At 62.2% G+C, this 25,671-nt stretch carries 28 protein-coding genes; 22 read left to right on the forward strand and 6 right to left on the reverse strand.

The features are described 5' to 3' along the window. The first annotated feature begins 326 nt into the window (after positions 1 to 326). Positions 327 to 1,145 carry an alpha/beta fold hydrolase gene (locus tag C2R25_RS12195; protein WP_103729502.1) on the forward strand — a complete coding sequence of 273 codons (819 nt, stop codon included), beginning with the start codon at positions 327 to 329 and terminating at the stop codon, positions 1,143 to 1,145. 79 nt (positions 1,146 to 1,224) lie between these two features. Then, positions 1,225 to 1,980 carry an SDR family NAD(P)-dependent oxidoreductase gene (locus C2R25_RS12200; protein WP_103729469.1) on the forward strand — a complete coding sequence of 252 codons (756 nt, stop codon included), beginning with the start codon at positions 1,225 to 1,227 and terminating at the stop codon, positions 1,978 to 1,980. Between the two features lie 91 nt (positions 1,981 to 2,071). Here C2R25_RS12200 and C2R25_RS12205 read toward each other — a convergent pair whose 3' ends face one another. After that, entirely contained in the window at positions 2,072 to 2,572 is a 501-nt protein-coding gene (locus C2R25_RS12205; RefSeq protein WP_103729470.1) for a methylated-DNA--[protein]-cysteine S-methyltransferase, read from the reverse strand. A 278-nt stretch (positions 2,573 to 2,850) separates the two neighbouring features. Here C2R25_RS12205 and C2R25_RS20230 point away from each other — a divergent pair, with 278 nt between their 5' ends. The 10 genes from C2R25_RS20230 (at position 2,851) to C2R25_RS12250 (ending at position 13,828) form a co-directional block, all read left to right on the forward strand. Beyond that, positions 2,851 to 3,753 (forward strand): glycosyltransferase, encoded by a 903-nt coding sequence (locus tag C2R25_RS20230; RefSeq protein WP_158250659.1) that lies wholly within the window; start codon positions 2,851 to 2,853, stop codon positions 3,751 to 3,753. A gap of 98 nt (positions 3,754 to 3,851) precedes the next feature. Beyond that, positions 3,852 to 4,793 (forward strand): glycosyltransferase family A protein, encoded by a 942-nt coding sequence (locus C2R25_RS12210; protein ID WP_158250660.1) that lies wholly within the window; start codon positions 3,852 to 3,854, stop codon positions 4,791 to 4,793. Positions 4,794 to 4,839: 46 nt separating this feature from the next. Beyond that, positions 4,840 to 5,808: a glycosyltransferase family 4 protein gene (locus C2R25_RS12215; RefSeq protein WP_233203950.1), complete on the forward strand. Its 969-nt coding sequence runs from the start codon at positions 4,840 to 4,842 to the stop codon at positions 5,806 to 5,808. A gap of 10 nt (positions 5,809 to 5,818) precedes the next feature. Beyond that, complete coding sequence (locus tag C2R25_RS12220; protein WP_103729473.1) at positions 5,819 to 6,811, forward strand: phosphoribosyltransferase; 993 nt, start codon at positions 5,819 to 5,821, stop codon at positions 6,809 to 6,811. A 25-nt stretch (positions 6,812 to 6,836) separates the two neighbouring features. Further along, the gene (locus tag C2R25_RS12225; RefSeq protein ID WP_103729474.1) at positions 6,837 to 7,799 is read left to right on the forward strand and encodes a glycosyltransferase family 2 protein; all 963 of its coding nucleotides are present in this window, start codon (positions 6,837 to 6,839) and stop codon (positions 7,797 to 7,799) included. A gap of 571 nt (positions 7,800 to 8,370) precedes the next feature. Further along, positions 8,371 to 10,683, forward strand: a complete 2,313-nt coding sequence (locus C2R25_RS12230) for a TonB-dependent siderophore receptor (RefSeq protein ID WP_103729475.1) — start codon at positions 8,371 to 8,373, stop codon at positions 10,681 to 10,683. A gap of 103 nt (positions 10,684 to 10,786) precedes the next feature. Further along, positions 10,787 to 11,386, forward strand: coding sequence for a TetR/AcrR family transcriptional regulator (locus C2R25_RS12235; RefSeq protein WP_103729476.1), 600 nt, complete (start codon positions 10,787 to 10,789; stop codon positions 11,384 to 11,386). Between the two features lie 71 nt (positions 11,387 to 11,457). Continuing rightward, positions 11,458 to 12,651 (forward strand): aromatic ring-hydroxylating dioxygenase subunit alpha, encoded by a 1,194-nt coding sequence (locus C2R25_RS12240; RefSeq protein WP_233203947.1) that lies wholly within the window; start codon positions 11,458 to 11,460, stop codon positions 12,649 to 12,651. Next, positions 12,648 to 13,016, forward strand: a complete 369-nt coding sequence (locus C2R25_RS12245) for a hypothetical protein (RefSeq protein ID WP_103729478.1) — start codon at positions 12,648 to 12,650, stop codon at positions 13,014 to 13,016. Before C2R25_RS12240 ends, C2R25_RS12245 begins: the two co-directional genes overlap by 4 nt. Then, positions 13,004 to 13,828, forward strand: coding sequence for an SDR family oxidoreductase (locus tag C2R25_RS12250; RefSeq protein WP_103729479.1), 825 nt, complete (start codon positions 13,004 to 13,006; stop codon positions 13,826 to 13,828). Before C2R25_RS12245 ends, C2R25_RS12250 begins: the two co-directional genes overlap by 13 nt. A gap of 12 nt (positions 13,829 to 13,840) precedes the next feature. Here the strand turns inward: C2R25_RS12250 and C2R25_RS12255 are convergent, their stop codons facing one another. Both C2R25_RS12255 and C2R25_RS12260 read right to left on the reverse strand, forming a co-directional pair. Beyond that, positions 13,841 to 14,458 carry an isochorismatase family cysteine hydrolase gene (locus C2R25_RS12255; protein ID WP_233203949.1) on the reverse strand — a complete coding sequence of 206 codons (618 nt, stop codon included), beginning with the start codon at positions 14,456 to 14,458 and terminating at the stop codon, positions 13,841 to 13,843. Beyond that, positions 14,455 to 14,718, reverse strand: a complete 264-nt coding sequence (locus tag C2R25_RS12260; RefSeq protein ID WP_103729480.1) for a hypothetical protein — start codon at positions 14,716 to 14,718, stop codon at positions 14,455 to 14,457. The genes C2R25_RS12255 and C2R25_RS12260 overlap by 4 nt, the downstream gene beginning before the upstream one ends. 197 nt (positions 14,719 to 14,915) lie before the next feature. Here C2R25_RS12260 and C2R25_RS12265 point away from each other — a divergent pair, with 197 nt between their 5' ends. The 4 genes from C2R25_RS12265 (at position 14,916) to C2R25_RS12280 (ending at position 17,604) form a co-directional block, all read left to right on the forward strand. Further along, positions 14,916 to 15,128, forward strand: a complete 213-nt coding sequence (locus C2R25_RS12265; RefSeq protein ID WP_103729481.1) for a hypothetical protein — start codon at positions 14,916 to 14,918, stop codon at positions 15,126 to 15,128. Positions 15,129 to 15,195: 67 nt separating this feature from the next. Further along, positions 15,196 to 16,047: a formate/nitrite transporter family protein gene (locus C2R25_RS12270; RefSeq protein WP_103729482.1), complete on the forward strand. Its 852-nt coding sequence runs from the start codon at positions 15,196 to 15,198 to the stop codon at positions 16,045 to 16,047. 100 nt (positions 16,048 to 16,147) lie between these two features. Next, entirely contained in the window at positions 16,148 to 16,900 is a 753-nt protein-coding gene (yaaA, locus tag C2R25_RS12275; RefSeq protein WP_103729483.1) for a peroxide stress protein YaaA, read from the forward strand. Further along, entirely contained in the window at positions 16,897 to 17,604 is a 708-nt protein-coding gene (locus C2R25_RS12280) for an SDR family NAD(P)-dependent oxidoreductase (RefSeq protein WP_103729484.1), read from the forward strand. The genes yaaA and C2R25_RS12280 overlap by 4 nt, the downstream gene beginning before the upstream one ends. A 115-nt stretch (positions 17,605 to 17,719) precedes the next feature. On the opposite strand, the gene C2R25_RS12285 is transcribed toward C2R25_RS12280, so the two are convergent. The 3 genes from C2R25_RS12285 to C2R25_RS12295 all read right to left on the reverse strand — a co-directional run bounded on the left by C2R25_RS12285 (position 17,720) and on the right by C2R25_RS12295 (position 22,534). Further along, positions 17,720 to 17,995, reverse strand: a complete 276-nt coding sequence (locus C2R25_RS12285; RefSeq protein ID WP_103729485.1) for an HU family DNA-binding protein — start codon at positions 17,993 to 17,995, stop codon at positions 17,720 to 17,722. 129 nt (positions 17,996 to 18,124) lie between these two features. Further along, positions 18,125 to 19,126, reverse strand: coding sequence for a MucR family transcriptional regulator (locus C2R25_RS12290; RefSeq protein ID WP_103729486.1), 1,002 nt, complete (start codon positions 19,124 to 19,126; stop codon positions 18,125 to 18,127). Between the two features lie 237 nt (positions 19,127 to 19,363). Further along, positions 19,364 to 22,534, reverse strand: coding sequence for a helicase-related protein (locus C2R25_RS12295; protein WP_103729487.1), 3,171 nt, complete (start codon positions 22,532 to 22,534; stop codon positions 19,364 to 19,366). A gap of 110 nt (positions 22,535 to 22,644) precedes the next feature. On the opposite strand from C2R25_RS12295, the gene C2R25_RS12300 reads away from it, so the two are divergent. The 6 genes from C2R25_RS12300 to C2R25_RS12325 all read left to right on the forward strand — a co-directional run bounded on the left by C2R25_RS12300 (position 22,645) and on the right by C2R25_RS12325 (position 25,668). Further along, entirely contained in the window at positions 22,645 to 23,232 is a 588-nt protein-coding gene (locus C2R25_RS12300) for an exopolysaccharide biosynthesis protein (RefSeq protein ID WP_103729488.1), read from the forward strand. 240 nt (positions 23,233 to 23,472) lie between these two features. Beyond that, positions 23,473 to 23,685, forward strand: coding sequence for a DUF2945 domain-containing protein (locus C2R25_RS12305; protein ID WP_103729489.1), 213 nt, complete (start codon positions 23,473 to 23,475; stop codon positions 23,683 to 23,685). A 36-nt stretch (positions 23,686 to 23,721) separates the two neighbouring features. Continuing rightward, positions 23,722 to 23,991: a hypothetical protein gene (locus tag C2R25_RS12310; RefSeq protein ID WP_103729490.1), complete on the forward strand. Its 270-nt coding sequence runs from the start codon at positions 23,722 to 23,724 to the stop codon at positions 23,989 to 23,991. Positions 23,992 to 24,007: 16 nt separating this feature from the next. Next, positions 24,008 to 24,295: a hypothetical protein gene (locus C2R25_RS12315; protein WP_103729491.1), complete on the forward strand. Its 288-nt coding sequence runs from the start codon at positions 24,008 to 24,010 to the stop codon at positions 24,293 to 24,295. A gap of 171 nt (positions 24,296 to 24,466) precedes the next feature. Continuing rightward, on the forward strand, positions 24,467 to 24,721 hold the full coding sequence (locus C2R25_RS12320) for a hypothetical protein (protein ID WP_103729492.1): 255 nt from the start codon (positions 24,467 to 24,469) through the stop codon (positions 24,719 to 24,721). 41 nt (positions 24,722 to 24,762) lie between these two features. Beyond that, positions 24,763 to 25,668 carry a dimethylarginine dimethylaminohydrolase family protein gene (locus tag C2R25_RS12325; protein ID WP_103729493.1) on the forward strand — a complete coding sequence of 302 codons (906 nt, stop codon included), beginning with the start codon at positions 24,763 to 24,765 and terminating at the stop codon, positions 25,666 to 25,668. Positions 25,669 to 25,671: the final 3 nt, after the last annotated feature.

The raw sequence follows: 25,671 nt of genomic DNA on the forward strand, positions 1-25,671 counted from the left end.
TACCACCAACGTCCACCCCCAGGCGATAAGTCATGAACCCAATCTCCGCTTCAATCCCCCAATAGCAAGCATCGCAGCACCAACAGAAACAGACCCCTGAAAACGAATGATCAACAGGCGGAGAGGCTGCCTGAGCGCACAACCCGCCGTGCACCATCATGGCACCTCCACCTGGCGGATAGCATCCGTACGCCCGCTGCCGGAAACGCCGCACCCGGATAGTCTTGCCCGGGCAACAGCAAGCGCTACGAACCGAGACGCGCCCAGCAGGATTACCGGACGTGAGGATCGTGATGCGTGGCAATGGCACGAAGGAGACATGTGACATGCGACAGCCATGGCCGCGCCGCCAATACGCCGACGGCCCGTTCGGCCAGGTCCACTTTCAGGAGATGGGTGACGGCGCGCCGCTGCTTCTGCTGCACCAGGCGCCTATGACTTCGGGACAATTCGACAACGTCTACGCCCCGCTCGCCGCGCGCGGATACCGCGCGATCGGGATAGACATGCCGGGCTTCGGCCTTTCGGACCCTGCGCCCGAAACCCCGACCGTAGCGGATTATGCACAGGTGATACCGGCTGTTCTCGACACCCTAGGTATCGAGCGCGCCGCTCTCCTGGGGCATCACACAGGAGCGCTGGCGGCAACGGAAGGCGCCCTCGCCTTTCCAAAACGCATCGCCGCGTTGATAATCAACGGTCCTCTGCTGGTCAGCCCTGAAGATCGGACCAACTTCCTGGAGAACCTCCACGTCTGGGAACGCAATTATGCCGCCCGGGAGCATGCCGGCCACATGGTGGAGCTCTTCGACATCCGCAACGAGCTGGCGCGACACAGCATCCCGCACGAACGCCTCAGCGACTATGTCGTTCAGGCGCTGCTCGGCAGGGGAGCGTTCTGGCACGGCCATCATGCCGCCTTCATGTACGATCAGGAAGAGCGGTTAGCCCTGTTGCAGCAGCCCACGCTGATACTCTCCAATACCGGAGACATGATCTTTGAACACGCCCGCCGAGCGCACGCCTTGTTTCCGCATTTCGATTTCGCAGCACTTGAAGGTGGGGGCGTCGATATCGTCGACCAGCAGCCGGAGGCGTGGGCCGATGAAGTGGCTCGCTTCCTGAGAAGCGCCGGCTGGCGCTGAACGCACCCGCCAAAGCCGACAGTTCGATCAGAAAAATCAGGGCATCGTGAGCATCCCTCGGAAAGGAATAGAATTCAAAATGGCGGAGCAGCGCTTCCAGAACCTCAACGTTGTCGTGACCGGTGGTGCGGGCGGGCTTGGCAAGGCAATTGTCGATGCATTTGCGCGGCAGGGCGCGAACGTCATCAGCGCGGACATCGCCTTTGCAGACGAAGCGGCCGGCAACCCCATCATCCCCCGACACATCGACGTCACGGATGAAGCGTCCTGGCTCACTCTCATGGACTTCGCCGATGCGGCCCTTGGCGGTGTCGACGTACTGGTCAACAATGCAGGCATCTACCGCCCCAACATACCGTTCGAAGAGATGCCGCTCGACGTCTGGCGCCAACATCTCGCCATCAACGCCGACGGGGTGTTCCTCGGTTGCAAGCACGCAATCCTGCGCATGAAGGCAAAAGGACGTGGCGGTTCGATCGTCAACATGGGGTCCGGCATGTCCATTACCGCCAATCCCAGCGGAGCGGCCTACTGCGCATCCAAGGCGGCCGTACTCATGACGACGCGCACCGCCGCGGGTGCAGCCGGGCGATACGGCGTTCGCGTGAATGCCGTACTGCCCGGCGCGGTGCCGACCGAGATGCTCATGGGCAACATGACGGGAGAAGATACCGAGCGGGCGTTCCTCGCACGGATGGAAGCCTACAGCCCGCTGGGTCGCCTCGCCAGTCCCGAGGACATCGCGCGCGCCGTGCTGTTCCTTGCCGATCCTGCCAACGCAGCGATCAGCGGAATCTATGTTCCTGTTGACGGCGGCAACATGCCGGGCGCTTGAGCGCAGGTTTTCAGTGCCTGACGCGGCTGATTTCCGGCGGGAGAGCCGCCCGTCATGTGCAGGATAGATCGGGCCTCGCGTACCTGCCGCTTCACAGCAGCAATGGCTGGCCCTGTTCCATCGAGAGCAGCCATATCTTCGCTTCAATGCCGCCGGCAAAGCCTGTCAGGTTGCCGCTCTTCCCGATCACGCGGTGACAAGGTGCGATGATGGAGATCGGGTTCCTGCCATTGGCAGCGCCGACGGCCCGACTGGCGCCCGGACGGCCGAGCGCCTGAGCGATCGCGCCATAGCTTCGCGTCTCCCCGAAGGGGATGCCCAGGAGCGCATGCCAGACGCTGCGCTGGAAGTCGGTGCCTTGGAAATCCAGCAGAAGATCGAACGTGCGGCGCTCGCCTGCGAAATACTCGCGCAACTGAGCCTCCGCCGCGGTCAAGACCGGATGATCTTCGTCTTTTATCACGCACGGCAACGGCACCCGGCCGGACCTGTCGTGTTCCCAGAGCACAGCCTGAAGCCCGGCGTCACTTGCAAGGAGCGTGAGTGCGCCGACAGGCGATGATATTGTCCGACGGGACGAGACCCTTTCCATTGCCCGCCTCTCGCTCGTGAGAGTGGTTCCTGTCAATCGTCGGCCTAAGCGGTCGAGGGGTGCGGCTCCTCTGCGGCTCTGTACGAATGTCGGCCTACCCCGACATGAGCTGCGCGGCCTGATGAATAGCCTTTCAATTGGTCAACCACTCATCCGCGCCGGCGCTCTACCCTAAAGAATGCGACCAGCCGGAAAGCATCCCTAAGGTATAATGGCGAGGATGCTCAACCTCGCCTAAGTTCCTGCGCGAGTTTGCAGATATACCAGGAACGAACGTCTTGAGGCATCTTGGGAAGAGCATCACGAACAGGTTGCTGCCTCGGGGCCTCGATACGCGCCTGCGCAGTGAACTGCAGTACCGCCGTCTGGTCCAGGCGTTCCCGACCGCCGCGCGGCGCCACCATGGCCTTGCCGGCGAACTGGTCGTCTCGCTCACCTCCTACCCGGTGCGGTACGCCACGCTCCACCTTACCCTCAAGAGCCTCCTGCGCCAGCAGACCGTGCCTGACAGGATCGTGTTGTGGATCGCGGACGGAGATGTTGCGGCTTTGCCCAGGGCGACGCGCGCGCTGTTTGCCCAGGGCATCGAACTCAGGATCGTGCGCGATGTCCGCAGCTACAAGAAGCTGGTCTTCGCCTTGTCCGCCTTTCCGCGCGCCTTCATCGCCACCGCTGACGATGATGTCTTCTATCCGCCCGAGTGGCTGACCGCACTGGTGGAAGGGCAGTATGGCAGCGAACCGGTAATCAGTTGCCATCGTGCCCACCGCCTCAGAGAGCAGGGACCCGGCGCACTTGTGCCCTACCACGAATGGGAATGGGACGTTCAGGATGCCGAAGCGCGCGACGCCAGCGTCGATCTGATGCCCACCGGCATCGGCGGCGTCCTCTACCCGCCAAACGCCCTGCACCCGGACGCCGCAAATCAGGAACTGTTTGCCCGTTACGCCCCTTCGGCGGATGACCTGTGGTTTTACTGGTGTGCCCGGCGGGCCGGAACCCGCCATCGAAAGGTTGGTGGTCTTTTCGACCAGACCGCATGGCCCTCCTCCCAGAGCGAGCGGCTCTACGATCAAAACCGCACCGACAACGACCTTCAGATCGCCGCCCTCGTGCAGGATTTCGGCAATCCGCTGCGCATGCCGATGGCAGCCTCGCGGGAGGCGGTATCGGTGCTCTGACTTTGCCCGCAAGAGGCGGTGAGATAGCTATTTATGGTCATTGCTTGCCATCAGGCGGTCCGCTTTACCGTGATTTTGTTCAGGAACGGGATCTTCGTGTGACGTCTGTTTGTGTCGTCATTCCATTGCACAACAAGGGCCGGCATATCGCCCGCGCCCTTGACTCCGTGCAGCGCCAGACGGTCACTCCGGCCGAGGTCATCGTTGTCGACGATGCGTCCACGGACGATGGTCCACAGATCGCACGCAGCTATCCCGGAGTACAGGTTCTGGAGCGGCAGGCGCCTGGGCCGGGAGGATACGCGGCGCGCAATCTGGCGATCCGCTCTGCGAAATCCGATTACATCGCCTTCCTTGATGCCGATGACGCGTGGGAGGACGGTCACCTTGCCGCCCTGACCGGCATGATTTCGAGCGCACCCGCCGATACCGTGCTGTTCGGAACGGGATACGACGAGATCCATCCCGGAGACCTCGTGAGCGCCGATGTGTACCGGCGATCAGGCGGCGGAGATCGCCTGCTTCCCTTCGCGGACTTCGTCCGCGTCTGGTTGGATTGCGGCGAATGCCCGGTCTGGACATCCGCCATCGCTGCAAAACGATCGGCCCTGATCGAGGCGGGCCTCTTTCCAGCGGAACGGTGCCGGCGGGGTGGAGACAAGGATCTCTGGCTTAGACTGGCGCGGCTGGGCACGACGCAGGTGACGCCGGCGCGCTCCGCGATCTACTTCAAGAACTCCCAGAACATGGTGACCTCACTGTCTCACGACAACGTCTGCCACTGCATGGTGGACACCATCCTTGCGATGGTGGACAGCGAACCTCGATCGACGCGAACACTGCTCATGCGCCTCGCCAATCGGGAAACCTTCCAATACGCCCTCCGGACGGCCAAGACGCAGCGGGTGCGACATGCCAGCTGGAAGCACTTCCGGCCGTGGTACAACCCTTTGCAGTTCGCGCTCCTGCTCGGCCTCTCCTCCCCCTTCAGGTACCCGATGGCGCAGGCCGGGGTCCGCCTGAAGAAGCTTCTGGCCTGACCGCATGACACCTGACCGGAGACCAAGGATTCATCTGGTGAATCCAATGCTGAACCCGTCCGGCGGCAGCGAATGGCGAACCGTCAGCCTCTATCGACAGCTTCAGTCCGCCGCCGAAGTGCGGATCTGGCACTTTCGGGGCGCACCTTCAGAGGCCTTCTCCGGGTTCGACCTCAGTCGGATCGATACCCTGCGGTTGGCCTTCCCGCGCGGAGGCACCCTGGTATTCGTGGGAGTGTACTTCAACATCAGCCACTGGATCAGGCTGGCTCGACCGGAGCGGGTGATCCTGACCTACAACACGCCCGATGCGAAGCGGCTGACCGCGCGGGTCGATCTCATTCGCCGTACCTGCGGCCTCGAGCCGGAAATAGTGTTCTGCTCGAAGGAACTGGCAAGCCAGGTGCCGTTTCGCGGAACTGTGGAGCCGTCTCTGGTTGACCTCGACGCCTTCACGCCGGCCGATCGCTCGGGAAGGACCACCTTCCGTGTCGGCCGCCTCAGCCGCGATGCTCCGGAGAAGCATCATCCTGAAGACATGCAGCTTTATGAGAGGCTGGCGGAACAAGGCTGCGAAGTCGACGTGCTGGGCGCCACAAGCGAAATGCAGGCGAATGCCCCCCGACCGGGCCTCATCCATATGCGGCCTCTCGGCAGTTGCGCCGCACCGGCGTTTCTGCACGACCTGGACTGCTTTTTCTACCGCACATCTCCGCAGTGGGCTGAACCCTGGGGCCGGGTCATCATCGAAGCAATGGCAAGCGGCCTCCCGGTCGTGACCGATCGCACGTCCGGCGCGTCATCGGTGATCGAGCACGGTCGAAACGGGCTGCTCTTCGATACGACGGAGGAGGCATTCGATCTCATCATGAAACTGGCCCGCGATCCAGCGCTGCGCCGATCGCTTGGGCAGGCGGGGCGGGTCACGGCCGAGGATCTGTTGAGCGTCGATGTCCGCGCCCGCCTAGAGGCCTTCTACCTAGATCCGGCCGCATCGTCCCGATCGCAACCTTGAGGAGCCCGATGTGCAATATCGCTCGTTCGCGGACCTGGCAGAAACCGTGTTCTTCCACGCCGGCGCCATTCCTGATGACGTCGACCTCGTCGTAGGCGTGCCTCGTAGCGGGCTTCTTCCCGCCAATCTGCTGGCGCTGCAGTTGCACAAGCCCCTGCTCGATCTGGAAAGCTACCTGCAAGGGCGAACGCCGACCGTCGGCCGCACGGCACGCCAGACCATACAGACGGCACGGCCCCGCCGCGTGCTGATCGTGGACGACAGCATCGCGTCCGGGGAGTCGATGCGAGCTGTCCGCGACCGCGTCCGAGCGGCTGCTCCCGATGTTCCCGCAGTCTATCTCGCCGTCTACGGGACACGCGCTGCTCACGCCGAAGTCGACCTCGTCTTCGAAGCCGTGGCATCACCCCGCATCTTCGAATGGAACCTGATGCGTCACAAACGCCTTGCGGATTCCTGCTTCGATATCGACGGCGTCCTTTGCCACGATCCCGCCCATGACCAGAACGACGACGGCGAGCGCTACCGCAGCTTCCTGCTGACCGCCAAGCCGCTGCTGCGGGCTAATGTGCCGATCAAGCATCTCGTGACGAGCCGACTCGAGAAGTACCGCCCCGAGACGGAACGCTGGCTGATGGCACACGGCATCCGGTACGAGCATCTCTGGATGCTGGATCTGCCTTCCGCAGAGGAACGCCGGCGACAACGCGCCCATGCTCGCTTCAAGGCCTCGGTCTACATCAGGACAGGCGCGTGCCTATTCGTCGAGAGCGAGGACAGGCAGGCACAGGAAATCGCCGAGTTGAGCAGTCGGCCCGTCCTCAGCATCGAGGGGCAGCGCATGGTCTGGCCGGATCAGGCCTCCGCCGCCCGGCGCAGCTACGTCAGGCGCCACGAGACGAACGGCGCTACCGCCAAACGGCTGGTCCGCAATGTCGTCTCGGGCGTATTCGGCGAACAGACGATCGCGAGGATCAAACGCACGTTGAACCGCCCCGTGTGAGGGAGGCCTGTTTTCTGGAGAACCCATGCCCCACGTGTCCGTCATCATGCCCTGCTTCAATGCCGCGCCGTTTATGGACCGCGCGATCGGCAGCCTGCGCCAACAGAGCCTGCAGGACTGGGAGTTGCTGGCGGTCGATGACTGTTCCACGGATGATACCCTGGCCCGCCTGCAGGAATGGTCTCGCCGGGATCCACGCATACGGGTTCTGCAAACGAACGAGAACGGCGGCCCCAGCGTTGCACGCAATCTGGGGTGCCTGAAAAGCCGTGGTGACTGGCTGGCGATCCTCGATGCGGACGATGCGTTCAAGCCCGAACGCCTGGCCGTGCTCTCGAGCCTCGGAGACGAGCACGAGGCCGACCTCGTTTTCGATGGTCTGATCTACTACGACGATCAGGGCGGCCGCGAAACAGGATGCTCCTTCGATGAAACGGGGCTTTCTGCCGTAACCATCAGTGATCTTCTTCACGCCGAAAGACCTGGTTCCCCTCTGAAGTTCGGATTTCTCAAGCCGATGATGCGGCGCAGCTTTCTTGCAGCCAAGGATTTGCGGTATTCCGAGAACCTGCGGTTTGCAGAAGATTTCGATCTCTACGCCCGCTGTCTTCTTGCGGGTGGGCGCGCAATTCTGAACCGGAGGCCCTATTACATCTACACCACGCAGGTTGGCCAGATGAGCGGCTTGCGCTCGCAGGGCACCCGGACCCGCTTCACGCCCCAAACCCGCGTCGACATCATGGATGGTCTGATCTTGGACTTTGGACCACAGGCCAGCGGGACCACCATGGTTGCCTTGCGTCAGGCGCGGGCGTGGCAGGTTCTCTATGCCGAAGCGCACCGGCTGGGAGAGCTACGGCGCAAGGGCCAATGGCGCCAGTTCGCTTCCCTCTCTGCCCGCCACCCACAGGCACTGTGGCGCTTCGTATCCCGTTCACGGTGGTTCCGCGCAAAGGGCGGCGGCAACAACTCCGCCGCGGGTATCTAAGGGAAGATGCGCCTTTTCTGATCGCGCAAGGCAGCAGGTCAGACTCCCGCGACGGTCCGCGCAGCCCCCTGGCTCATTCACGGCTTCCTGTACGTTCGCGTCTATCGCTCCTGCGGTGGTGGCGGCGTAGGAGCGGCATGACAGCCACCCGATGGGAACAGCTCACCATCAACATGTCAGATGGTGAAGGGCCTCTGGACCCGCTCCCTTCAGCGGCGTTCATGACCGGATGAATTACGCTTGCCGACTGACGCTTTCGCTATTAAGAGGCAGTCGCAACAACAGCCGACATCGTACGGCCGGGGGGAAATATGGCGCAGCACATGACAGAGCTGGCAAGCTCCGCAGGCTTTCTGCGGAACGCCTTTTCGGGCGAGGCTCCGACAGCTCCGGACGACTTCAAGCGGCGCCTGCTCACCACCTAGCAAGCATCCATGCGCGTGCATCCCAAGCCTGATTGACAAAACGCGCTTTCCAGCACGCTGCCCAGACAGCTCGCGCAGCGGTCATCAGTACCCGCGTCGAATTCTTCATTCACTTAGCAAGCCAAGCAAAAACAAGGGGGATTCTTGTGCCAAGTAGCCGCAGCCGCCATTCACGTCCCGCAGTCCGTCCAGCTTACCTGGCTCTTGCCTGCGTCGGCTTCGCAGCCTCACCTGTCGCTGCTCAGGACAAAGCCGAGGACCAGACGCCGTCGCTTGGTGGGGTCACAGTATCCGACACCGTGATCGAAGAGCAGCCCTACAAGGTGGATCGAGCCGATTCACCGAAGTACACCGCTCCCCTCCTCGACACTCCGAAGTCAATCGTGGTCCTGCCCTCCGAAGTTATCCGTGAAAGCGGCTCGACCAGCTTCGTGGAAGCGCTTCGCATGGTCCCGGGCATCACCTTCGGCGCCGGCGAAGGGGGCAACCCGCAGGGCGACCGCCCCTTCATCCGCGGCTTCGACGCACAAGGCAGCACCTTCATCGACGGGGTCCGCAGTGTCGGCGGACAGTCGCGAGAGATTTTCGCGATTGAACAGATTGAGGTCGTGAAGGGCAGCGATTCCACCATGGGCGGACGCGGCAGCGCGGGCGGCAGCATAAACCTCGTCAGCAAGATGCCGCACCTCGGCACCGATGCGCGCGCTGACCTGAGCTACGGCACCGATGATTACAAGCGTGCTACTATCGACGCGAACTACCAGGTGAGTGAGGTCGCCGCGATCCGCCTCAACGCAATGTGGCATGATGCGGACGTGGCCGAGCGCGACGTCGTCACTTACAACCGGTGGGGTATCTCCCCGTCCGTCGCTCTTGGCCTTGGGACGTCTACGCGCGCCTATGTCAACTTCTATCACCTTGAAAGCGACGACATTCCGGATCCTGGCATTCCGTTTGAGCGCTCGGCGGGCCAGGTGACATCGACCGACCTGCTGGACATCCATCCTGCCGACGTACCGCGCGACACCTTCTACGGCCTTGCCGACCGCGACTTCCGCAAAACAAACGTGGACGAACTCCTGCTGCGCGCAGAGCATGATCTTGCTGACACGGTGAAGCTTCGTGGGACAGCAAAGTACGCCAACGTCAAGCAATCCTACATCATCACGCAGCCTGACGACAGCCAGGGTAACGTTCAGAACGGACGTGTCTGGCGGCGCGTGAATACGCGCTGGAGCAACGTCGATTCCATGGTCGGGCAGATCGACCTGTCCGGAACCTTCGCCACCGGCAGCCTTGAACACGCCTTCTCCGTTGGCGCAGAAGCGAGCTGGGAGCAGTCAAAGCGTGGCTCCTACAACGTCAACACCAACGTGACCACCAGCAACGCCCTGCGCTGCGGTGCCGCGAACCAGGCCGCGTACAACTGCACCACGCTCATCAACCCAAATCCGTACGATCCGTGGCAGAATGTCCAGGTGAACGGCAGCATCGTTCCTGTTGCGCGCAACCCGATCAATGCGAAGACCGAGGCGACCACCTACTCCCTCTACGCCCTCGACACGATCACGCTGACCGATTCCCTGCTGCTCAATCTCGGCATCCGGCAGGACTGGTATGAAACCTCCACAACGACGATCCCGACAACCGCGACCAGCCCGGTGCTGACGCGCAAGGATGACTTCCTCAATTACCAGGCTGGGCTGATCTTCAAGCCCGCCGCGAATGGAAGCATCTACGTCTCCTACGCCAAGTCGACGACGCCTCCGGGCAGCATGGTCGGCGAAGGCAGTGAAGGCAACGCTATCGGACTTGCCACGCTTGACGATCTCAAGGCGGAGAACACCAAGTCCTACGAGATCGGAACGAAGTGGGAGTTCCTTGATGCCGCGCTTGGTCTGACCTTTGCGGCCTTCCGGACCGAAACGAAGAACGCGCGCACCAACGGGCCTGACAACATCCCGCTCTATGTCGGTGAGCGGCGGATACAGGGCTTCGAAGCCGGCTTCAATGGCAGGCCGCTTCCGTTCTGGAGCATCTTCGGCGGCTACACCTACATGGATTCCGAAGTCCGCAGCATCGGTACGGTCACTCCGACCACGGCTTTCGGCATCGGCAAGCCGTTCCCCAATACGCCCAAGCACAGCTTCACGGCATGGACGACCTTCGACATCGCCGAGCGATTCCAGATCGGCGGCGGCGCGATCTACAACTCGAAGCAGTACGGCAGCTTCGGCAACGTTAACATCGGTGGCAGCAACTACACGATCGAACGGTCGATTCCGGGCTACTGGCGCTTCGACGCAACCGCGTCCGCAAGGCTGACGGAGAATATCGACGTGCGCGTCAACGTCCAAAACCTGACGAACAAGCGCTATTACGATCGCACCTACACCACTCACTTCGCAACCATAGCGCCCGGCCGCTCGGCGTTCGCAACGGTTTCGCTGAAGTACTGACAGCACCGATGCCGGCTTCCGGCACCGGGACCTGGCGCGGCGCAAGGCGTTGCGCCAGGTTCGCAGCTTTGCATAGCAGCGATGGTCACGCATAAGCCCGTGTATGACATCGCCCGACACGCCGCCCCGCCCCGCACAGTCCCGCCGGAACAAGTCGTTTGAAGCCACACATCAAGCGCTGATCGAAGCCTCGGTACGGCTTATTTCCGAGAAGGGGGTTGAGACGCTCACCGTTGCCGGACTGGCGCGGGCCGTCGGCATGAACCGGGCGACGGTGTACTACCACTTCGCCACCCGCGAAGCCTTGCTGGAGGCCGTGAGCGCATGGTCGTCCCAGCAACTGACCCGTGGCTTCAAAGGCGAGGGCAACCAGCAGGACCGCATCGACTTCGTCGCGCGGTTCGTCCTGGAGAATCCCGATCTCATCAAGCTGTGGATCGAACAGTTCATAGCGCCGGGCAATATTCGGGACCGGTACCCGAAGTGGGACGACTTCATCGCGGCAAACAAGGACATGCTGCGGGACACCGCCGGTCTCGACGTGGAGGTCTATTGCACCTTCCTCCTCGCCGGGGCGATAATTGGCCCCCACGTGTTCCGGAACAGCGTGCGCCCGGACCTTCCGGAAGACGAGATTGTGGCCCGTTTCCGCGCTGAACAGCAACGTATGCTGAAAAGGGACGGCCTGTTCTCGAGCTCCTGACTTCCAACACCACTGTTGGAAGTTTGTCGATGGCGGCTACACTGCCGGCGACACAAGACAGGATTCGCTCCGTGAACGACGTCGCTTCCACTTTCAAACGCATCCCTGCAGAGGATCTTGCCTGGCTCGGCACGAACCCTGTCCCCACAAAACCCTACTATGATCCCGCATACTTCGAACTCGAACGCCAGTCGGTGTTCCTGAAAAGCTGGATCCATGTCGCTCACCTGTGTGAAGTGCCGGAGCCCGGCAGCTTCATCCGGTGCGACCTCGAGTTTGCGCGCGCATCCCTGCTCATTGTCCGCGGACGGGATGATCGGGTTCGTGCGTTTCACAACGTCTGCCCTCATAGAGGCACGCAATTGGTCGACGAGGCGGCGGGCCGACAGTCGAAGTTCAGCTGCCCGTATCACATGTGGACCTTTGGAACCGACGGAGCTCTCCTTTCCGCCCCCGACTTCGACGCCTTCCACGTCGATAAGGCGGACTGCTCGCTCGTAAGCGTTCGACTGGAAGAGTGCGGCGGCCTCCTCTTCGTCAACTTCGACCAGGACGCACCGCCGCTGCGGGACTGGCTTGGCGCCTATGCGGAACGGCTGGAGCAGATGCCCGTCGCCCGGGCAACGACCTTCGCGCAGTACTCCTATGACATCGCCGCCAACTGGAAGCTGACCTACGACAACTTCCAGGAAAATTATCACCTTCGTTTCATTCACCCCCGTTCGGGCGGCGCGGGCATCGGTGGCGACAACCAGTTCGGCTATCCGGCCACCATGGGGTTTGAAGGGCCGCACCGAACTCAGCGGATATGGTCCAATCCCGCGCCCGACCTTAAGCCATTCCAGCGCGCGGCAGCCATGCGCGGCATACCGCCGTTGGCGGAGCAAGGGCTGCTCGACCTTCCCTACGGGCGTGATTACCTGGCCTTCTTCCCCAACCTTTTCATCATAGGGACGCCGACACAGCCCTTCTCGCACACCGTCTACCCCATCTCCGCCGACCGTTCGCGCGGTGTGGTGCGGGTGTACTGGGTCGGGGAAGACCGCGATGCCAGCCATCGCTTCGCTCGCGAATACTCGGTGGCGCAGATCCGCGACATCCATTGCGAGGATATCGCCATGATCGAACGTGGCCAGAACGGTCTGGCAAGCGGCGCGCTGAAGCACATGCACTTCCAGAGCATGGAAGCCCTTTGCCGTCACTTGTTCAACGAAGTGGATTCACGGGTGCAGGAACACGCTCGTAGAATGGGAGACGTGCTGTGAGCAGTGCGCCCCCCCTGCTTCCCGCCGGCTTCGGAGACCTTGAACCTTTCGTTTCCCGATGGGCGGTCGACGGGACCGCAAGGCGTGCCGCGTTGCGCAGCGCGTCCACGGTGGCAGAACGCGAGGCATTCTTTGCGGCTGCCGGCCCCCGCCTTGACGACGCCCTTGCCAGCCTGGATGCGAAGGCGTTCGCAGCCTACTCCCCGGCAGACCAGCGCCTGATGGACCTCATGCTTTCGCTGGCACACGTAGCCCTCGCCGTCGAGATACAGGGGCCGGATGAGGTGAGAAGCGCCCCTTGGCGTGATCGCATGCGCATCGATCGCTCCACCGCGGACGAAGGGGTACGCCCATGTTCGAACTGAAGGGCAAGACCGTGCTCATCACGGGCGGGGGCGGCGGCATTGGCGGGGGGATGGCCCACGCTTTTGCGGAACGTGGCGCAAATATCGTGCTGGCCGATATAAATGTTTCCTATGCCCAGGAAGAAGCGGCGAAGCTGCCGGACGGCACGGTGGTGCAGACCGTTTCGCTGGACGTTGCCTCCTTGGACAGCTGGATGAAAGCCTCCGAACACGTTCTCGCCCGGTTCGGAGCTGTCGACGTGCTATGCAACAACGCCGGCGTCTCCACCGGTTTCATGCCCCTTGTCGATGTGTCGCCTGAACTGTTCGAGCGGGTCATGGCCGTGAACGTCACAGGCGTGTTCAACGGCATAAAAACGTTTGCACCGTCCATGATCGCGCGGCGAAGCGGTTATATCGTGAACACCTCTTCCATGAACGGCCTGAACCCATTCGGGAGCTTCGCGGCTTACTCCGGCAGCAAGTTTGCCGTGCTCGGCATGTCCGATGCTCTGCGGGAGGAGCTGGCTCTTTTCGGCGTAGGGGTGTCGACACTTTTCCCCGGACTCACACGGAGCCGGATGTCTCAGAATGATGCCGGGAAGGCGGCTGAAGTGGACCCTGCGCGGCTGGCGGCCATCCAGGCGAACATGATGGATCCCGTGTGGCTCGGGCGGGCCGTTGTTCACGCGGTGGAACAGGGCGAACCTTACATCGTCACGCATCCAGGCTATCGCGCCACCCTCGCGGAACGCCACGACAGGATCATGGCAGCTTTTGGCGAACCTGCTCAGCCCGGCTACAGCGTCAGCGGATCGGCGACGCTCCGGTAAAAGGCGGCAGGTCTACCCGGCCTGAGACAGCCGCGACAACCAGTCTTGCGGGGAGAGATCGTGCGTAGCGGCTGTCTCGGCGCCCATACTTGCCTCCATGATGCCCAAGGCCCAGTTCTTCCGCTCTTCCGATACCGCGGCAACCACGTCCTTGGGCACCCACAGGTCATACTCGCGCATGTGAGCGTCAGCGGCCGTGAACAAAACGCAGATATCGGCGGCTATTCCGCTGAGTATGAGCCGAGACACCCCGAGCTTCGGCAGAAGCACCGGCAGGTTCGTTGAATAGAACCCGGAAAACTGCGGTTTTATGATGAAGAAATCATCGCCCCGTGGCTGCAGCATTTCTGCAACCGGGTTCTTTTTGGCCATCGCGCGCTCGACGAGGCGGGAGCGTTCGGAGTGCCACTCCCCGAAGTTGTCGTTCACGTATATGACCGGCCAGCCAAGCCGCTCCACCTTCTCGCGCAGCGACAGTATCGCTCGAGCCGCGTCCAGCGCGGGAGGCAGAAGGTCTTCGGCACCTTCGAAATCGAAGCAATTCATCATGTCGATGATGAGGAGCGCAGCCCGGTCCGCCTTTGGAGCGGCCTCGTCGTCCGTCTCGATCAGACCCTCGCCCATCATCATGCGCCCGGGTCGAAGTCGTCGTCATCTTCCACAAGCGACTCAATGGATTCATCATCGTCTTCCGCGTCGATGTATTCCAACGGATTGAGGCCCAGATCAGCCGCGACTTCCAGCTCGGTCGCCACGACCACGACCTCTTCCCCATCTTCCAGTTCGATCACGGTCGTCTCCGGCTCTTCGCCCGCGGAAAGATGCACCACATCCTCGGGATCAATCACGACGTCTTCGCCATCCGGTGTTTCAAATGTCGCCCTGGGCATTCATCTGTTCCTCTGTTGATCTGTTCCCATGGTGGAGAGCCCCTCGAACGCACTTGCCTCGTCACTCGTTCCTGCCCGGCAAACAACATGAGCCACGATGCCGCCAGCGCAGGGCCGGGCTTCTGCTTCACCTCTGTGACTGGAACCGCATCCCCCTCCCTCTCGTTCATTGTCCAGGCAAGACAAAGGAGCGAGCCATGCCAGGCGGCGGTGAATATGAGCCCATGGACTCCCGGAAGGTCACCGGTCAGAAAGGCGATCCTGAAAAATCCTGGAGAGAGCAGGAAGATCCCCGCGACGGACGGGGGGAGTACGAGCCTCGTGACCACCGCAACGTGACCGGCCAGAAAGGGGAAGAAGACGATCGCTGGCGGAAGGCCGATCCTGACCCGCCGAAGGCCGACGAGTAAACCTTTAAATCCCCCAAGATCCGGTTGCCGGGAAGCGGCCACAACATCAACAGCGGAAAGCCCGTGAATGCCTGACAGTGAGGATGAGCGGGCTGCCAGCGCTGCCCTGGACGAGCGTGAGGTCGAAGACGTCGAAACGCGGCGAGCAGGGTCCAGCAAGGTCGTTCATGAAGTGGTTCGCCTGCAGGGCGAGGGGGAGTTGCGCCGCCCGGCGGTGGCTCTTCTCCTTTCCAGCCTTGCGGCCGGCCTTGCCATGTCCCTCTCGCTCATGTGCGAGCTGTTCCTGCGCAGCCACTTGCCCGACACCGACTGGTCCCCCCTCGTCTATTATCTCGGCTATCCGATCGGCTACATCATCGTCATCATGGGCCGGCTCCAGCTCTTCACTGAAAGCACAGTCACGGCCGTCCTGCCGGTCGCCAGTTCACCTTCCTGGGCCGGGCTGTTCCGGCTTGGCCGACTATGGTCCTGCGTGATCCTGGGCAATCTTTTCGGGGTCACCCTGGTAAGTGCACTCATGGCTTCGGAGACGATCATCACACACGAACAACGGGTGGTCGCCCTCGATGTCCTCAGCAAGCTGGAAGTACAACACTGGAGCAGAACACTCACACTGGGCATTCCCGCCGGCTTCATCATGGCCTCCATTGCCTGGCTGCTTCCCAATGCTCGGGAAAGCGAGTTCTGGGTCATTGCCCTGCTCACCTATGTCATCGCCTTGGGCGGTTTTTCCCACGTCGTCACCGGTTCGTCGCAGGCAAGTTTCCTTTGGCTGAGCGGCGTCCTCAGTTTCAAGGAAGCCTGGGCCGAGTTTACCCTCCCTGCTCTAGCCGGCAACGTCATCGGCGGAACGGGCCTGTTTGCCGTGCTCGCGCATGGACAGACGCGGAGCGACTTTGCACCGGACGAACCTGACTGAAGGGCAGATCAACAGCTGCCTGCCCGACCGTCCTGCCGGCCATAGGACGGAGGGCGGGTTCGGTTTGACGGCGAGAAGGACCGCCGCTACCTCCCCGCCGATGATCGCGCTTCTTTCACCTGCAAAAACGCTCGACTTCGAGCGTCCGATACCGCCACTCGATGCCACGACGCCGCACTTCGCCGAAGAAGCGTCAAGCCTCGCCAGATCGGCATCTCACCTGAGCCAGAAGCGCTTGGCCGAGTTAATGCACATTTCTCCCAAACTTGCGAAGCTCAATGCCGATCGCTTTCGCGACTTCCCCGACCTGCCTCAGCGGCAGGCCCTGTTTGCCTTCGCGGGCGACGTGTACTCGGGGTTCGATGTCGATACTCTGGAGGAGGGCGGCGTTCTGTTCGCGCAGAACCATCTGCGCATGCTGTCGGGCCTCTATGGCCTGCTTCGTCCTCTCGACGCCATTCGCCCCTACCGGCTGGAAATGGGCACCCGGTGGGCACCGCGTCACAAGTCGCTGACCGACTGGTGGGGTGACCGCATCGCTGATCGGCTGCGGCTGGAGGTTGCAGCCGAAGGATCCGGAGTCATCCTCAACCTCGCAAGCCAGGAATACTTCGCTGCCGTGAAGGGCAAGCTGAATGGCATACGCGTGATCGAGGTGGAATTCCGCGAGCCGGGGCCAAACGGTCCGCGCTTCGTCAGCTTCAACGCCAAGCGTGCGCGTGGCATGATGGCCCGGTGGTTGTGCGAGCATCATATCAACGATGTAGAGGCCATGCAGGGCTTCGACAGCGATGGCTACCGCTTTGATCCGGTCGAAAGTGAACCCGACCGCTGGCGCTTTCTGCGATCGTGAGCCGGAAGAACCAGGCCGCTGTCATCGTCGGCGCCTCGGGAGGCATTGGCGCCGCCTTGGAGGCAGCCTTGATCGAGGAAGGCGCTTTCGACGTGGTTCACGGATTCGCCCGTTCGCGACGAGGCGCCCAGCACCTTGACCTTCTTCAAGAGGACAGCATTGCGGCCGCCGCAGCCCATGTTGCACAGGGACCTCCCGTGACCATGGTAATGGTAGCGACCGGGCTCCTGCACTTGAGCCCCAGGGGACCGGAGAAAGCCTTACGCGAACTGGATCCGGATTGGATGGCTGAGTGCTATGCAGTGAATGGCATTGGCCCTGCCCTCGTAGCGAAGCATTTTCTTCCGATCATGCCCCAATCGCAGCGAACGGTCTTTGCCGCCCTGTCTGCGCGGGTCGGATCGATCAGCGACAATAGCCTGGGAGGGTGGCACGCTTACCGCGCATCGAAGGCGGCTCTGAACATGCTTATGCGCAATGTCGCTATTGAGGTGAGACGGCGGAACGATCGCGCAATAGTGGTAACGCTACACCCCGGCACAGTCGACACAGCTCTCTCAAAGCCATTTCAGGGCAACGTGCCGGCAGGCCGGCTACTCGATCCCGAAAGAGCGGCGCTGCAACTGCTGGACGTCATCGATGAACTGAAAGTATCCGACAGCGGCAAGCTACTCGATTGCGAGGGCAAGGAAATCCAGTTCTAGCCTTGGCGCGCAGCGATACAGAAGTGGCGCGGACTAAGTTCGTGCTGCCTCGGATCGGAAGCAGAACCGACGTGGGATCTGGCCATACAGCCCATCCCACGTCTCGCGAAGGCGATCAGCCGTTCAGCTTGTCCTTGATTGCCTTGGCGGGCGTGAACGCCAGCTTGCGAGCAGCCTTGATCGTCATCGTCTCACCGGTTGCGGGATTGCGGCCTTCGCGTTCCGGCGTGTCCTTGACCTTGAACTTGCCAAAGCCGTTCAGCGAGATTTCCTCGCCCTTAGCGGCTGCATCACCAATGGCGGTGAACACGGCATCAACCACCTTGCGCGCGTCTGCCTTCGTCAGACCAGCGCCTGCGGCGATGGTGTCTGCCAGATCATTGTTGTTCATGTTTTCTCCTATCCACCTCAATTGATATGCAAAGCCCTACCCCGCCGCACGGTCAAGTGCAAAGGCGCAAAACCCAGCGCGACGGGATAGACGATTTCCTGATCCAGTAAATGCCCCTGAGATTACCGCCTATGCAGATTTCTGGGTCCGGGCCATGCGCCCGGATGCCGAAGAACGCCGCTTCGCCGCTGCCTTCCCGGTCTGCGCCCCTTCGGCATTCTCTCCGGCATCCGTCTCAGCAGCGTCGCTCTGTTCGACAGCAGCGTCTGCGGCTTGATCTTTGCCGCCCTCCCGCCCGAAGATACCCAGCTTTCCGCGCCGCGTTCGGCCGGTGGCTACCCCGCTTTCATCCTGCACAGCGGCATCTTCGGCCTGGCCGGCGTCTGCATCCACGTTCGAAATCTTCGGCTTTGCGTCGGCCTTCTTGCGGGCCTGCGCCTTGCGGGCGGGGGTCTTTGCCGCAGCCTTGGTCGTAACCTCCGCTTCCGAGCCCTCCTGATTCGGAGACACGGCCTCTTCGACCTGGCTGTCGTTCGTCACTGCGGACTTCCCCGAAGATTTCGCCTTGGGCCCACCACGCGACGGTTTCGCCGCTGCCTTCGGCTTCACGGCTGCCGTGCTGCCCGCTTGTGAAGTGTCGCCGTTCTCGCTTTTGCCGGCAGTTGCCGCGTCAGCACCAGCTGTCGCGGCTTCCGGCGCAGGCTGCTCGCTTTGCGTGTTGCGACTGCGCCGACTGCCGAGCCCGATCTTCTCGGCAATTTCACGCCGCTTTGCCGCGAAGCTGGGCGCCACCATCGGATAGGATGCGGGCAGGTTGTAGCGCGCCCTGTAACTGTCCGGCGTTAATCCATGTCCTGCAAGATGCCGCTTCAACGTCTTATAGGGGCGACCATCGATAAGACTGATGATGTGCTCAGGAGAAGACAGACTTTTCCGAACGGATACAGCAGGAGTATACTCCTGATCTTCGGCTTCATTTGCTGGTATTTCAGGCTCTGCCGTCAATGCTTCACGTGTCGAACGAATCAGGCCAGCGAGGTCTTCGGACGCTACAGTGTTGTTGGCGAGATAAGCGCTCAGAAGCTGAACTGTGAGTGCAGTGACATCACTGGATTTCTCGTTTTCGGACATTTCGGGCGCTTCTCCGGAAAGGACTTCCTACGGCAGAGCGGATCAACGATTTCGCTCTGTCTCTACTAAAGCACAGAAGTTGACGTTTATCGAGCGTCTTATAGTCATCGTCAGATTCCGTTTACGGAACTGTCCAAACCGCATCGCTCGATCGCGCTGTTTGCTACTGCGTCTGCTGCGGAGTACTTGCAGCCGCTTGCCAACGACGTCGTTCTCCACGGAGGATTGGACGCACGATCAGGCTATATCTGAGAGAAGCTCCTCGGCCTTCGACAAGCGAGTGTCTGCATCTGCAAAGTCCCCCTTGCAGAGATAACGCTCGCTGGATTTCTCCAGTCCCAGACGCTTGAGCGCCTTTGCCTGGCCCTTGCGCGGCGTCAGAGCGATCGCTGCCGGCCCGGCATCGAGGCGCAGGATCGACGCGGCCCGCGCAAGCACCTTCAGGCGAGCGATCGTGAGCAGCCTGCCGGCATCTTCGGGCATCGTGCCGAAGCGGTCCACAAGCTCACGTTCGAACGCTTCAAGGCTTGCGAGATCAGGGAGACGGGAAAGCCGCGCGTAGAGGGTGAGCCGAAGATCATCTTCCGCCACCCACTCCGGCGGCAGTCGCCCCTCCACGCCCAGGTTGAGTTCAGGATTCCAGTCGTCCGCCTGCTCTCCTCGAGCACGGGCGATGGCCTTTTCAAGCAGGTGCCGATAGAGATCGACACCGATCAGCTTTGCATGTCCCGCCTGCTCCTCGCCCAGGAGGTCGCCGGCTCCGCGCATGTCGAGATCGCGTGCGCTTATGGCGAAGCCTGCTCCCAGTCTGTCCATGGCGGACAGGGTCTTGAGGCGCGAGAGCGTACGTGGCGCCACTTGCGCTTCAGGGTCGGTCAGCAACAGGATGTGCCCTCTGCGGCTCCCACGACCGACCCGCCCGCGCAGTTGGTGAAGCTGGGAGAGCCCGAACATGTCAGCGCGCCAGACCAGCATCGTATTGGCGCGAGGAACATCCAGGCCGGCTTCGATGATGTTGGTCGCCAACAGCACGTCGCCCTCCCCATCGGCGAAGCGGACCATCGTCTCGTCCAGTTCGGCCGCAGGAATTTTCCCATGCGCCAGGACCGTATGCAATTCGGGAACCAGGCGACGCAGCCGATCAGCGAGCGGGTCGATGTCCTCGATACGCGGGACGACGACAAAGCTTTGCCCGCCCCGGCTGCGCTCGCGAAGCAAGGCTGCGCGCACGCGAGCTTCGTCGAACGGCTCGACCGTCGTGCGGATCGGCTGGCGGCGGTCCGGCGGCGTGGCGATGACCGTCAACTGCTGAAGCCCTACCAGAGCTGCCTGCAAGGTGCGCGGGATCGGCGTTGCGCTGAGGGTCAGAACGTGATCGGTGCCCAGCGCCGCCAGCTTCTTCTTCTCGGCCACTCCGAAGCGCTGCTCTTCGTCGATGATCACAAGGCCGAGGTCGGCATAGGCGACACCTTTGCCGCCGATGGCGCTTGTCCCGATCACGATATCGATCGACCCGTCGGCCAGACCCGCCTTCACGGCCGTGCGCTCGGCGGTGGTGGAAAGACGTGAAAGGCCCGCGACATTCACTCCCAGCCCCTTGAAACGCCGCCGGAAGGTTTCCAGGTGCTGCCGGACCAGAACCGTCGTAGGGGCTGCCAAAGCAACCTGCTTGCCGGAGAAAACAGCCATGGCCGCAGCGCGAAGGGCGACCTCGGTCTTGCCGTATCCCACATCACCCACGATCAAACGATCCATTGGATGACCTGACTGAAGGTCTGCCTGCACGGCCATGATCGCGCGCAACTGATCGGCCGTTTCGGCGAAGGGGAAGCGGTCCGCAAAGCGCTCGTACCGGGTCATGTCCGGCCGCATGACGGCCGCCGTTCTCGTGGCACGCTCCGCGGCGAGGCGGCTCAGATCGCGAGCGGTCTGTGCTACTGCGGTCTCGACCTCCTCGCGCCGCTCCTGCCAGCTCGAACCGTCGAGCCGGTCGAGCGTCACGGCGCTCTCCTCGCCGCCATAACGCCAGATGCGATCCGCCTGAAGGACAGGTACAAGCCGCCGTCCCCCCGCCGCGAAGCGTAGCAACAGCGCGTCTCCGCCTTCCGGGGAGGGCTCGAGGCCCTCGACCACGCAAATGCCATGGTCGGCGTGTACGACAACGTCGCCCCGCGCCAGTTCACCTGACAGGAAGGGATTGATCTCGCTACGGTGGCTACCCGCCTCCTCCCGTTGCGCACGACTTCCCAGAAGATCCGTCGCACTCACCGCGAGCAAGGTTCCGAAGCGAAAGCCACGAACGACCGGCATGGCCAAAGCCATGGCCTTCCCGCCCCCGGGCTCTAGGGCTTCGGCCCAGCTTTGCACCTCGACAATCTCGCACTTCAGAGCCTTTCCCACACGCGGAAGAAGAAATCGGATGTCGCGCTGCGTGCCCAGAAGCAGGAGGTTACCCTCGTCGAGAGCCGCTTTCGCTTCCTGTACGAACGCGCGGACAGGGTGCGCCTTCTCCGTGAACTTCGTCGGCGGAGAACCCAACGGCCCGGAGGCTTCCAGCACAGCGTGCTGCCCAAGGCTGCGTTGATAGCGCTGCTCTTCGCACATCGACCTCGTGGCTCTGCCGGGAGAGGTGGACGCCATTTCCGCCGCAAGCTCAAGAAGCACGCGTCGCCGTTTGTCCGCCCCTGCCTCGATTACGATGCGAGCGCCCGGTACATGATCGAAAAGAGGAACCCCGTCTTCGCTGACCGGCTCGGAGGCCCGTCCGACTTCAATGCGATCGCATTCCGCAACCGTCAGTTGCGAAACCGGGTCGAAGGTCCGCAGCAAAGCGATCCGGCCGTCCGCGATCTCCATACGGCACGGGTTTTCTGCGTCGGCAGGGTAGACGTCGACGATCTGCCCGTGAACCGCGTATTCTCCAGGTTCGTCCACTCGTTCGTCCGCGATGTAGCCCACGCCCTCCAACGTCCCCGCGAGTGATTGAAGATCGACGACATCACCGCAGGAGAATACGGGCGGGGCGACATCCAGGCAATGAGGCGGCGGGTACAGGCGGGCACAGCCTTCGCCCGTGGTCACCAGGGCGAGAGCGGCCCGGCTGGGCTCTGCCTGAGCAAGTCGAAGCCGTCGCAAGGCACTGGTTCGTTGACCGGCGTTCGCAGCAGAGGCCGGCGCGTTGTCTCCCGGAAGAGCATCGCTGCCTGGGCAGAACAGGACGAGTGAACTGCCGGCTCCCGCCTGAAGCGCGTTGGCGATCTCCCGGGCACGGTGGTCGTTCTTCGCGACGACGATGATGTCGCCGGTCGCCAATTCGCTCAGGAGCACGGCCACGAGTTCCGCTGTGTTTTCCGGCGATCGATGATCAGGGGCGATGGCGCTTGAGCGCGGATTGATGTTGGAGCCCATGCGCCACGAACTCGATCTATGGTCCCTTGTTCCGGGCAGGGCTCCACATCTGCGCGAGTTTAAAGGCATGCAAGGCGGAACACCGGATCGCTGATCGAGTTCTTCCAGCCATGAAAAAGGAAGACAGTGCCCTCGGCAAGTTGCTGGACAACATCGAGAAGCTTGCGAAGGAAGACAGGAAGGTCACCATCGGCCAGATCGTCGAAGTTCTCGGCGGCCGCAGTTATGGTCCCTTTCTCCTCTTCCCCGCGCTGCTCGAAATGTCACCGATCGGAGGGATACCTGGTTTACCGACCGCCTTGGCGGCGATCATTATCGTCTTTGCCGCGCAGATCGCGATCGGCAAGGAACACATGTGGTTGCCGCAGTTCATCAAGAAGCGGCAGATCTCGTGCGACCGCATCCTGAAGGCGTTGCCTTCGCTGCGCAAGATGGCACGGTTTCTCGATCGGTGGTTCCATGGACGGCTTGAGAGCCTGACCAGGGGTATCTGGTTGCGAGTGGCGGCGCTGTGCGTCATTTGCTTGGCTCTTACCGTTCCGCCGCTTGAACTCCTGCCCTTCGCCAGCACGGCGCCCATGGCGGCGATCGCGGCATTCGGACTTGCGCTGCTGGTCGGCGACGGTCTCCTCATGGCCCTTGCGTTCGTCGCTGCCGGCCTTGCGCTTGCGATCGGCGTGGGCGTGGTCGGGAAATAAGCTCCCCTCCTCCCGCCGACCCTTGGACGTACCATTAGGCATAAGGACTGTTCCGAAGGAAGTGCCGGCGACGGGAAACGCGTTCCGAGGTTTCGGGCGATGCGACATGCTTTCTCTCCTCTTCCGGCGATGTGCGGTTCGACACTCGCCCTCCGATGCGGTCATGAAAGCAGGTCCGGCGGAACAGATGCACGCGCTGTGTCGTTCATACCTGCAACACGGCGATGACTGGAAACGGCAATGACCAAGGAATTCAAAGCCGGCGACAAGGTCGAATGGAACACCAGCCAGGGTAAGACCCATGGCACGGTCCAGAAGAAGCAGACAACGGCCACGCACATAAAGGGGCATCAGGTCACAGCTTCAGCGGATGATCCGCAGTACATCGTCAAGAGCGACAAATCTGGGGCCAAGGCGGCGCACAAGCCCGACGCCCTGAAGAAGCGCTCCTGACGCGAGCGCTGGGTAAACGAACCGGAAGGAAAAAAGATGATACGCAAACTGGCTTTCCTGGGGTTGGCCTACGTCGTCGGCAAAAAGCTGCTGGATCGCAGCTCGTCCGATACATCCAGCACGCAGGCTGCAGGTATCGGACATGCGCCGATGGACCTTCAGGGCGACAAACATCCCGACGGCTCACAGCGCGCCGATCCACATTATCGGCCAGATCCACACAGCCCGATCCCCGCCGAGGATCTGGAAGGACTTCGACCGGTCACATTCAAGCCCGCCGCTTCCCCCGCCGGCTACACGTCCTGATCACGAGGAGTTGAGAATGGCGACCACCATCGAAAAGACGTTTGCCACGCGCGCGGATGCAGAACGCGCGGTGGAGCATCTCGTGCAGGCATTCGGTATCGACCGTACCGACATATTCGTGACGGCAGCGGCGGCCAAAAACACCGCTGGTGAGAAGCCGAGCGGCGGCGACGCACCGGCGCCTCTGGAAGAAGGCAGAAGCGACGCGGCGCTCACAGGCGCGATTACCGTCTCGGTGGACGTGAACGACGCTACGAAGGAAGAAGCCATTCGCCGCGAACTGGACAGTTCAGCCCTCGGCTGACCGCGTATTTCCTTGACCTGAAGTGCCATTGCGCCGCTCCCGCCGACGGGGGTGGCGCTTGGCGCAGGCGCCGTCCTTTCAGAAGACCAAATGCCAGTTTTCCCCGCAAAGCAGGTTCGATCGGGTGGAACCCCGGCCCTCTCCTCCCGTTGATGAGGCAAGGAGAGAAAAATGGCCGAGCACGAAAACACGGACAACGGCAGGAAATCTGTCGACGAAAACAATGAAGCCGTCAGCGGACGGGCCGACACCACAGAGCAGGTCGAGGCGGACATCGGGGCCGTCCAGGGTAGCGCCCCAGATGAAGACATGGGCGAAGGCGCGGAACGTACCCTGCAGCCAGGAAGCCCGAAAACGGAGACCCCTCCAGATTCCGGTGAAATAGAATGGGCCCGCCAGGTTGTGAAGAAGCCTCCTCACGCCTGATCGTTCACCAGAAATTTCCCATTCTGACAAAGAGCCCGGTGATGAAGCTCGATTTCTCGACAAGCAGCAGCCTCATGGAGCCTGCCTCGCTGCACGCTTCCGTGTTCGGCGAGACAGATCGGCTGACGGATGTTCTCCTCTGTGAGCCTTCGCAACTGGAGCCGGTGCCTTGCTGCTCCGTGACTCGTGAGAGCCTGAGGAACGGTTTCGATGTCTCGGCAGCGGAAGCAAGGCGGCAGCACGGTGTGCTTCGGGATACCCTCGCCGCCTACGGCGTGCGTTGCCATACACTTCCGCCACAGCCTGAATGCCCCGACCAGTGCTTCACCCGCGACGCGGCGGTGTCGACGCCATGGGGGCTGGTGGGGCTGAACCCCGCCATGCCTCACCGTCTGCGGGAGGTAGATCATCTGGTCGACTCACTTGCACTGCGGGGAATCGCCACCTCCAGGCGCGTAACCACCGGTACGATCGAGGGCGGCGACATCTGCATCGCACGCGAAGGGCTGCTCATCCTCGGCACGTCCGGCGAACGGACCACTCTGGAAGGGGCGGAGGCGTTTGCATCGCCTTTCCGCGAGAACGGCTGGGACGTGCTCGTCCATGCCTTTGATCCCCACTTCCTGCACCTCGACACCATGTTCTGCATGCTCGACCCACACCACGCCCTTGGCTGCGTGGACGTACTGGACGACGATTTCCTCAAGACAGTGAGTTCTTTCGGGATCAAGGTCATCCCGGTGAGCTACAAGGACTCCCGCCGGCTCGGCTGCAACATCCTGTCCCTCGACGGACGCACGATCCTCATGGGTTCAGGGCAGGAAGCCACCGCCGAACGCACGCGGGAGGCGGGGTTCGAAGTGATAGAGCTCGAGATCTCGCAGTTCACCGCCTGCGGAGGCGGCATTCACTGCCTGACCATGCCGCTGCGGCGCCAGCGCCGCTGACCG

The sequence above is a fragment of the Novosphingobium sp. HII-3 genome (assembly GCF_002916655.1).
GTDB lineage: Bacteria > Pseudomonadota > Alphaproteobacteria > Sphingomonadales > Sphingomonadaceae > Novosphingobium > Novosphingobium panipatense.

Bases quoted from the DNA above. Each gene is read 5' to 3' on its own strand.
- C2R25_RS12195 (WP_103729502.1), top strand. From the start codon at position 327: ATGCGACAGCCATGGCCGCGCCGCCAATACGCCGACGGCCCGTTCGGC.
- C2R25_RS12200 (WP_103729469.1), top strand. From the start codon at position 1,225: ATGGCGGAGCAGCGCTTCCAGAACCTCAACGTTGTCGTGACCGGTGGT.
- C2R25_RS12205 (WP_103729470.1), bottom strand. From the start codon at position 2,572: ATGGAAAGGGTCTCGTCCCGTCGGACAATATCATCGCCTGTCGGCGCA.
- C2R25_RS12215 (WP_233203950.1), top strand. From the start codon at position 4,840: ATGCTGAACCCGTCCGGCGGCAGCGAATGGCGAACCGTCAGCCTCTAT.
- C2R25_RS12225 (WP_103729474.1), top strand. From the start codon at position 6,837: ATGCCCCACGTGTCCGTCATCATGCCCTGCTTCAATGCCGCGCCGTTT.
- C2R25_RS12235 (WP_103729476.1), top strand. From the start codon at position 10,787: ATGACATCGCCCGACACGCCGCCCCGCCCCGCACAGTCCCGCCGGAAC.
- C2R25_RS12250 (WP_103729479.1), top strand. From the start codon at position 13,004: ATGTTCGAACTGAAGGGCAAGACCGTGCTCATCACGGGCGGGGGCGGC.
- C2R25_RS12255 (WP_233203949.1), bottom strand. From the start codon at position 14,458: ATGATGATGGGCGAGGGTCTGATCGAGACGGACGACGAGGCCGCTCCA.
- C2R25_RS12260 (WP_103729480.1), bottom strand. From the start codon at position 14,718: ATGCCCAGGGCGACATTTGAAACACCGGATGGCGAAGACGTCGTGATT.
- C2R25_RS12265 (WP_103729481.1), top strand. From the start codon at position 14,916: ATGCCAGGCGGCGGTGAATATGAGCCCATGGACTCCCGGAAGGTCACC.
- C2R25_RS12270 (WP_103729482.1), top strand. From the start codon at position 15,196: ATGCCTGACAGTGAGGATGAGCGGGCTGCCAGCGCTGCCCTGGACGAG.
- yaaA (WP_103729483.1), top strand. From the start codon at position 16,148: ATGATCGCGCTTCTTTCACCTGCAAAAACGCTCGACTTCGAGCGTCCG.
- C2R25_RS12285 (WP_103729485.1), bottom strand. From the start codon at position 17,995: ATGAACAACAATGATCTGGCAGACACCATCGCCGCAGGCGCTGGTCTG.
- C2R25_RS12290 (WP_103729486.1), bottom strand. From the start codon at position 19,126: ATGTCCGAAAACGAGAAATCCAGTGATGTCACTGCACTCACAGTTCAG.
- C2R25_RS12295 (WP_103729487.1), bottom strand. From the start codon at position 22,534: ATGGGCTCCAACATCAATCCGCGCTCAAGCGCCATCGCCCCTGATCAT.
- C2R25_RS12300 (WP_103729488.1), top strand. From the start codon at position 22,645: ATGAAAAAGGAAGACAGTGCCCTCGGCAAGTTGCTGGACAACATCGAG.
- C2R25_RS12305 (WP_103729489.1), top strand. From the start codon at position 23,473: ATGACCAAGGAATTCAAAGCCGGCGACAAGGTCGAATGGAACACCAGC.
- C2R25_RS12310 (WP_103729490.1), top strand. From the start codon at position 23,722: ATGATACGCAAACTGGCTTTCCTGGGGTTGGCCTACGTCGTCGGCAAA.
- C2R25_RS12315 (WP_103729491.1), top strand. From the start codon at position 24,008: ATGGCGACCACCATCGAAAAGACGTTTGCCACGCGCGCGGATGCAGAA.
- C2R25_RS12320 (WP_103729492.1), top strand. From the start codon at position 24,467: ATGGCCGAGCACGAAAACACGGACAACGGCAGGAAATCTGTCGACGAA.
- C2R25_RS12325 (WP_103729493.1), top strand. From the start codon at position 24,763: ATGAAGCTCGATTTCTCGACAAGCAGCAGCCTCATGGAGCCTGCCTCG.